Source organism: Nocardioides sp. GCM10023255, from assembly GCF_042653125.1.
Taxonomy (GTDB): Bacteria; Actinomycetota; Actinomycetes; order Propionibacteriales; family Nocardioidaceae; genus Nocardioides.
The window spans coordinates 286,270-292,404 of record NZ_JBHSHU010000002.1 but is presented as its reverse complement, the minus strand read 5'-3'; the positions used below and the strand labels follow the sequence as shown (position 1 = coordinate 292,404).

The 6,135-nt window shown below is 74.1% G+C and carries 8 protein-coding genes; 3 read left to right on the top strand and 5 right to left on the bottom strand.

Annotated elements, in window-relative coordinates:
• On the top strand, window positions 1-763 hold a 763-nt coding region (locus ACFO9I_RS03710), incomplete at its 5' end, for an HNH endonuclease signature motif containing protein (RefSeq protein WP_379177918.1).
• A gap of 61 nt (window positions 764-824) precedes the next feature.
• Here the strand turns inward: ACFO9I_RS03710 and ACFO9I_RS03705 are convergent.
• Together ACFO9I_RS03705 and ACFO9I_RS03700 are read right to left on the bottom strand one after the other, a co-directional pair.
• On the bottom strand, window positions 825-1,964 hold the full coding sequence (locus tag ACFO9I_RS03705; protein WP_379177916.1) for an acyl-CoA dehydrogenase family protein: 1,140 nt from the start codon (window positions 1,962-1,964) through the stop codon (window positions 825-827).
• Between the two features lie 13 nt (window positions 1,965-1,977).
• The gene (locus ACFO9I_RS03700) at window positions 1,978-3,129 is read right to left on the bottom strand and encodes an acyl-CoA dehydrogenase family protein (protein ID WP_379177914.1); all 1,152 of its coding nucleotides are present in this window, start codon (window positions 3,127-3,129) and stop codon (window positions 1,978-1,980) included.
• A 115-nt stretch (window positions 3,130-3,244) separates the two neighbouring features.
• On the opposite strand from ACFO9I_RS03700, the gene ACFO9I_RS03695 reads away from it, so the two are divergent.
• Window positions 3,245-3,697, top strand: coding sequence for a hypothetical protein (locus ACFO9I_RS03695; RefSeq protein WP_379177912.1), 453 nt, complete (start codon window positions 3,245-3,247; stop codon window positions 3,695-3,697).
• Window positions 3,698-3,703: 6 nt separating this feature from the next.
• On the opposite strand, the gene ACFO9I_RS03690 is transcribed toward ACFO9I_RS03695, so the two are convergent.
• Window positions 3,704-4,309 (bottom strand): hypothetical protein, encoded by a 606-nt coding sequence (locus tag ACFO9I_RS03690; protein WP_379177910.1) that lies wholly within the window; start codon window positions 4,307-4,309, stop codon window positions 3,704-3,706.
• A gap of 62 nt (window positions 4,310-4,371) precedes the next feature.
• Between ACFO9I_RS03690 and ACFO9I_RS03685 the strand changes: the two genes are divergently transcribed.
• Entirely contained in the window at window positions 4,372-4,536 is a 165-nt protein-coding gene (locus tag ACFO9I_RS03685) for a hypothetical protein (protein ID WP_379177908.1), read from the top strand.
• Window positions 4,537-4,545: 9 nt separating this feature from the next.
• On the opposite strand, the gene ACFO9I_RS03680 is transcribed toward ACFO9I_RS03685, so the two are convergent.
• Entirely contained in the window at window positions 4,546-5,001 is a 456-nt protein-coding gene (locus ACFO9I_RS03680) for a hypothetical protein (protein ID WP_379177906.1), read from the bottom strand.
• Complete coding sequence (locus ACFO9I_RS03675) at window positions 4,998-6,101, bottom strand: serine/threonine-protein kinase (protein ID WP_379177904.1); 1,104 nt, start codon at window positions 6,099-6,101, stop codon at window positions 4,998-5,000. The genes ACFO9I_RS03680 and ACFO9I_RS03675 overlap by 4 nt, the downstream gene beginning before the upstream one ends.
• Window positions 6,102-6,135: the final 34 nt, after the last annotated feature.

The window sequence follows — 6,135 nt, the reverse complement described above, 5'->3', positions numbered from 1 at the left end:
GGCCCCCGAGATCGCCGACGCCGAGGAGCACCGCCGGCTCGAGGCCGAGGAACGCGCCGCCCGGCGCACCACCCGACTGACCCTGCGGGTCCGCGGCGACGGGTCCACCGACATTCAGATCCGGGTCCCCGACCACGTCGCCTCCCGACTCAAGGTCTACCTCGAGGCCCTCGCCGCACCACGACGCGACCACCTCACCGAGGCCGGGACGGGGAGCAGCGAGGGTGGGAGCAGCGAGGTGGAGCGGCTGCCCTACCCCCGCCGGCTGGGCGAGGCGTTCTGCGCCCTGCTCGAACGCCTCCCCACCCAGGTGCTGCCGCAGCACGGCGGCACCGCCACCACCGTGATGGTCACCATCGACCTCGCCCAGCTCACGACCGGGCTCGGGACCGCGGGCCTGGCCACCGGCGACCGGATCACCGCCGCCCAGGCCCGCCGGCTCGCCTGCACCGCCCAGATCATCCCCGTCGTCCTCGGCGGCGACTCCGAGGTCCTCGACCTCGGCCGCACCCGCCGCCTCTTCTCACCCGCCCAGCGCAAGGCCATGGCCATCCGGGACCGACGCTGCCGCGGCGAAGGATGCGCCATCCCGCCCGCCTGGTGCGAGGCCCACCACCTCGACACCCCCTGGGCCCGAGGAGGGAAGACCGACCTCGCCGACGGCGCACTCCTCTGCAACTGGCACCACCACCGAGCCCACGACCCCCGCTTCGGCACCGACCGGCTCCCCAACGGCGACGTCAGGTTCACCCGACGCAGGTAGGCCGACTGGCGCCGGGTCGTGTGGGTGAGAGTGCGCCATGGCGCACGCTCCCACACCAGGGTCAGGGGAGCGGGTCGACCTCCTCGTGGTCGCCGACGGCGGCGGCGAGCAGCCGCAGGTGATGGTCGCCGTCGCCGAGCAGGTGGTCGAGCGCGGTGAGCCGGCTGGTGTAGCTGCCGATGCTGTACTCCGCGGTCATGCCGATGCCGCCGTGCAGCTGGATCGCCTCCTGCCCGAGGTGGCGCCCGGCGCGGCTGACCTGCAACGCGGCGCGCGAGGCCGCCTCGGCCATCTGCTCGGGCTTGCCGGCCGCGAGCACCATGGTGGCCCACAGGGTCAGGCTCTTGGCCAGCTCGAGAGAGACGTACATGTCCGCGGCGCGGAAGTTCAACGCCTGGAACGTGTTGAGCGGGACCCCGAACTGCTTGCGGTTCTTGAGGTACTCCGTGGTCGCCGAGAGTGCCACGTCCATCGCGCCGATCGCCTCGTTGCACGCCATCACCCGGGCGATGTCGAGCACCGCCGCGATGGTGGCCGAGGCGTCGCCCTCGCCGAGCGGGGTGGCCGGCGCCTCGGAGAGGACCACGCGGGCGGCGCGGCCGCCGTCGTGGGTGGCGTAGCCGTCGCGGCTGACACCGGAGGCGGCCGGGTCGACCAGGAACAGGCCGGTCCCGCCGTCGGGGAGCGCCGCGGACACCACGAGCAGGTCGGCGCGCACGCCGTGGACGACCGGCTCCTTGGTGCCGGACAGCGTCCAGTCCGAGCCCTCGCCGCTCGCGCTGACCGCGGACGCCGAGGCGGCCCACCGCGAGCCCGGCTCGTTGTGCGCGAACGCGAGCACGCTCTCGCCGGCCGAGAGGGCGCCGAGGACCTCGCCACGCTGCTCGGCCGACCCGGCGGCGGCCACCAGGCCGCCGGCCAGGACCACGGAGGTGAGGTACGGCTCCGGCGCGATCACGCGCCCGATCTCCTCGGCCACGATCGCGACCTCCACGGGGCCGGCGCCGGAGCCGCCGTCCTCCTCGCGGAACGGCAGCCCGAGGATGCCCATCTCGGCCAGCCGCGCCCACAGCTTCTCGTCGAAGCCCGGGTCGTCGGCGACCGTGCGCCGACGGTTCTCGAAGTCGGCGTACGTCTTGCCGACCAGGCCGCGCACGGCCTCGCGCAGCGCCTGCTGCTCCTCGTCGTAGGTGAAGTCCATGTCAGTCCGCCCTTCAGAGCCCGAGGATCGTCTTCGCGATGATCTGCCGCTGGATCTCGTTGGACCCGCCGTAGATCGAGGCCTTGCGCAGGTTGAGGTACGCCGGGGTGGCGCGACGTGCCCATCCGGTCATGTCGGAGTCGTCACCGGCGCCGGAGGCCAGCGAGGCCGGGCCGGCCAGGTCCACGACGAGCTCGCTGACCGCCTGCTGGAGCTCGGTGCCCTTGAGCTTGAGGACCGAGGACGCGGGGTGCGGCTTGCCGTCGGCCGAGTGCGCGACGACGCGCAGCGCGGTCAGCTCGAGTGCGAGCAGCTCGTTCTCCAGCTCGGCGAACCGGGCGGCGGTGAGCGGGTCGGCGAGCTGGTCGCCGGCGTACTCCTTGGCCTGCGCCAGCACGCGCTTGGTCGCGCCCACGGGGGCGACGCCCACCCGCTCGTTGCCGAGCAGGAACTTCGCGTAGTCCCAGCCGGCGTTCAGCTCGCCGACGAGGTTCCCGGCGGGCACGCGCACGTCCTCGAACCACACCTCGTTGACCTCGTGGCCGCCGTCGATCAGCTCGATCGGCCGGACGGTCAGACCGGGCGAGGTCATGTCGATGAGCAGGAACGAGATGCCCCGCTGCTTCTTGGCCTCCGGGTCCGTGCGGACCAGGCAGAAGATCCAGTCGCCGTGCTGGCCGAGCGTCGTCCAGGTCTTCTGGCCGTTCACGACGAACTCGTCGCCGTCGCGGACCGCGGTGGTGCGCAGCGAGGCGAGGTCGGAGCCCGCGTCGGGCTCGGAGAAGCCCTGGGACCACCAGATGTCGAGGTTCGCGGTCGGCGGCAGGAACCGCTCCTTCTGCTCCTGGGAGCCGAACGTCGCGATCACCGGGCCGACCATCGAGGCGTTGAAGGCCAGCGGCGTCGGCACGCAGGCGCGCTGCATCTCCTCGTGCCAGATGTGCCGGCGCAGCGGGGACCAGTCCTTCCCGCCCCACTCGACCGGCCAGTTCGGCACGGCCAGCCCGTGGGCGTTGAGCACCCGCTGGCTCTCGACGATCTGCTCCTTGGTGAGCTCGCGGCGCTCGGCGACGGCGTCGCGGATCCCCTGGGGGACCTCGGTGGTGAAGAAGGTCCGCATCTCCTCGCGGAAGGCGGCGTCCTCGGCGGACAGCTCCAGCTGCATCGGCGTCTCCTGGGTCGGCGGCGGGCCGGTCAGGGCCCGGTGCCGGCGACGTTACCCGCTCGTAGGTGGGGGCCGGCTTGCGGTCGCCCGGTCCGCAGCGGCAAGGTGGTTCCCGATGACATCGTCGGCCGATTACTGCGACCACTGCGACCTTCCCCTGAGCCAGTGCGTGCACGGGCAGCCCCCGCCGCCGCCACCGGAGAAGAAGGCGGCGCCGGTGCGTCGTGCCAAGCCGGCCACGTCGCGGGCGAAGGCGGCCCCGGCCGTCAGCGTCACCAGCAAGCCGCCGCGGCGCACGCCCCAGCGCGAGTTCCGGCGCTTCATCCTCGCCGCGCTGCAGGACAACGGTGGTCGCGCCGAGATGGAGGACGTGATGGCCGAGCTCGAGCGACGGATGGAGCCGGTCCTGCGTCCCGCCGACCACGAGACGGTCAACCAGGGCGAGATCCGCTGGCGCTACGCCGCTCGTCTCGAGCGCAAGGCGATGCTCGACGAGGGCCTGATCCAGCCGCCCCGCCAGCCCGGCGTGTGGGAGCTGACCGACCTGGGACGAAGCGCCACCGAGTAGGCGGGTTCAGACCAGGACCCGGATCTCCTCGCCGAGCCGGGCGCCCTGCTGCAGGACCAGGTCGTCCCCGGACCAGAACATCCCGGGGTCGTAGTAGTTCGTGGGGAGCCGGTCGTCGAGCAGCCCCATCGCGGCGTACGTCGCGGCCACCACCTCGGCGCAGTAGGTCATCTCCGCCTCGGCCCGGCGGCGTACCCGCCCGCGCGCCCAGCGCCCGACCAGCGCGGCCGTGCTCGGGAACGGCGTGCCGTCGAGGCGGGCGATGGTCCGCAGCACCTCGCCCTCCATCGCCGGGGTGACGTCGGGCTGCAGCTGGCGCAGCCAGACCCGCTGCTCGTAGCGGCCGGTCCACTGGTCGACGGCCTCGCGCAGGTCGTGCAGCTGGACCCCGCGGTGGTGCGACCCGGTCCACACGTCGAGCAGTCCCTTGCCCAGCTCGGCGTGCCACATCAGCGGCGGCATGTCGTCGAGCACCACCGCCATGCCGACGTGGTTGACCGGCGCGTTGGTCAGCACCCGGATAGCGTGGTCGGCAGCCGATCGTCCGCGGAACAACCACAGGTCGCCGGTGCGGGTGAGGTCGACGGCCTCGTCCAGGGTCAGGTCGGCCATGGCTGCCCAGTCATCCGCTGCTCGGTCATCGCTGCTCGTTCATGTGTGGGAGGAGTCCGTTCGTGAAGCTGTGGAGGGTGCTGGGGGTCGCGGGGCTGGCGGGGGTCGCGGCCACGGGGGCCATCATCGCGCGTGACCAGCGCCGGCGCGCGCAGCTCACGCCGGACGAGGTGCGCGACCGGCTGCACGAGCGCCTCGAGGAGATCCAGGGCGAGTCCGACTCCTAGGCCGCCCGCTCAGTGGCCGTGCCCCTTGCCGTGCTTCTCCGGCTTGCCGTGCTTGTCGGGCTTCGGCTTCTCGTCCTTCTTCTCGTGGCCGTGCGGTGCCGGGCTGCTGTCCTCCGGCTGGGCCTGCGCCGGGTCGCTCGCCCGCGTCGACGTCGTCGGGTCGGGCGTCGGGTCCTCCTGCGCGGCCGGCAATGCCCGGACCATCGCCTCGGCCGCCGCGGTGATCGCGGCGACGTCGGCCTGGTCGAGGTCGCCGCTGCGCTGCGCCGCCATCGCCGTGCGGGCGAGGTCGTCGACGGCCCTGCGGGTCGCGGCGTCGTCGTGGGCGGCCACCGCCGCGTCGACGGCCGCCAGCCGGTCGGCGAGCGCCGGCACCCGGTCGGCCGGGGTCGAGTCGTCGCCGCAGCCGGCGGCCAGCACGAGCAGCAGGGTCACCCCGGCCAGTGCCCGGACCCGTGCGCTCACTGCCCGCCCCCGCCGACGGCGTCGTGCAGGTCCTGCAGCGGCTGCTCGAGGCGCGGCGGCGTCTGCGCGGGCAGCCGGTCGGGGGTCGAGCCCGAGCCGCCACCGGACGCGAGCGCGGCGGCGGCCAGCAGCAGCACCATGGCCGCGCCGGCACCGATCACGCCCCACTGGTGCCTGGGCACACGGGCCGCCGCGGCCCGGGCGCCGGCGAGCACGTCCCGCCGGGGAGCGCGGGTGGCCGGGGTCGCGGCGGGCGCGGCCCGGGGGACCGGTGCCGACAGCGGCAGCGTCGTACCGGCCGGATCGGCGACGATCAGGTGCAGCTCGCGTGCGACGTCGGCCGCGCCCGGTCGACGCCCCGGCTCGCGTGCCGTCATCGCGGCCAGCAGCCGTTGCCAGGCCTCCGGCAGCCAAGTGGGTACGACGGGCTCGCGCTGCAGGCGCGCGAGCGCCGACTCGGTCGGGCTCCCCGGGAAGGCCCGTTCGCCGGTCAGCGACTCCAGCAGCACCAGGCCGAGGGAGTACACGTCCACGGCCGTGGTGATCTCCTCGCCCTGGACCTGCTCGGGCGCGAGGTAGGCCGCGGTCCCGATGGCGTGCCCGGTGCGGGTGTGCCGCACGGTGTCGCCGATCAGCCGGGCGATGCCGAAGTCGGCGAGCTTGACCCGGTCGTCCTCGGTGACGAGCACGTTGCCGGGCTTCACGTCGCGGTGCACGACGCCCTCGGCGTGGGCGTAGGCGAGGGCGTCGGCGAGCTGGCCCCCGATCGCGGCGACGCGGGCCGGGTCGAGCCGGCGGCCGGCGCAGCACTGGGCGAGCGTCCGGCCCTCGACCAGCTCCATCACCAGGTAGGGCCGCTCGGCCGTGGTGCCGGCGTCGAGCACCATCACCAGCCCGGGGTGGCTCAGCCGCGCCAGGGTGTGGGCCTCGGCGGTGAAGCGGTGCCGGTCGGTCTCGTCGTCGGCGGTGTCACGCAGCACCTTGACGGCCACCGGTCGGTGCAGCACCCGGTCGGTGGCGCGGTGCACCTCCGCCATCCCGCCGCGACCGATGACCTCCTCGAGCTGGTACCTCTCGGCCAGCACGGGCTCGCTCGTCAACATCCACTCCTGTCCAGGTGGGCCGGGACGCTCC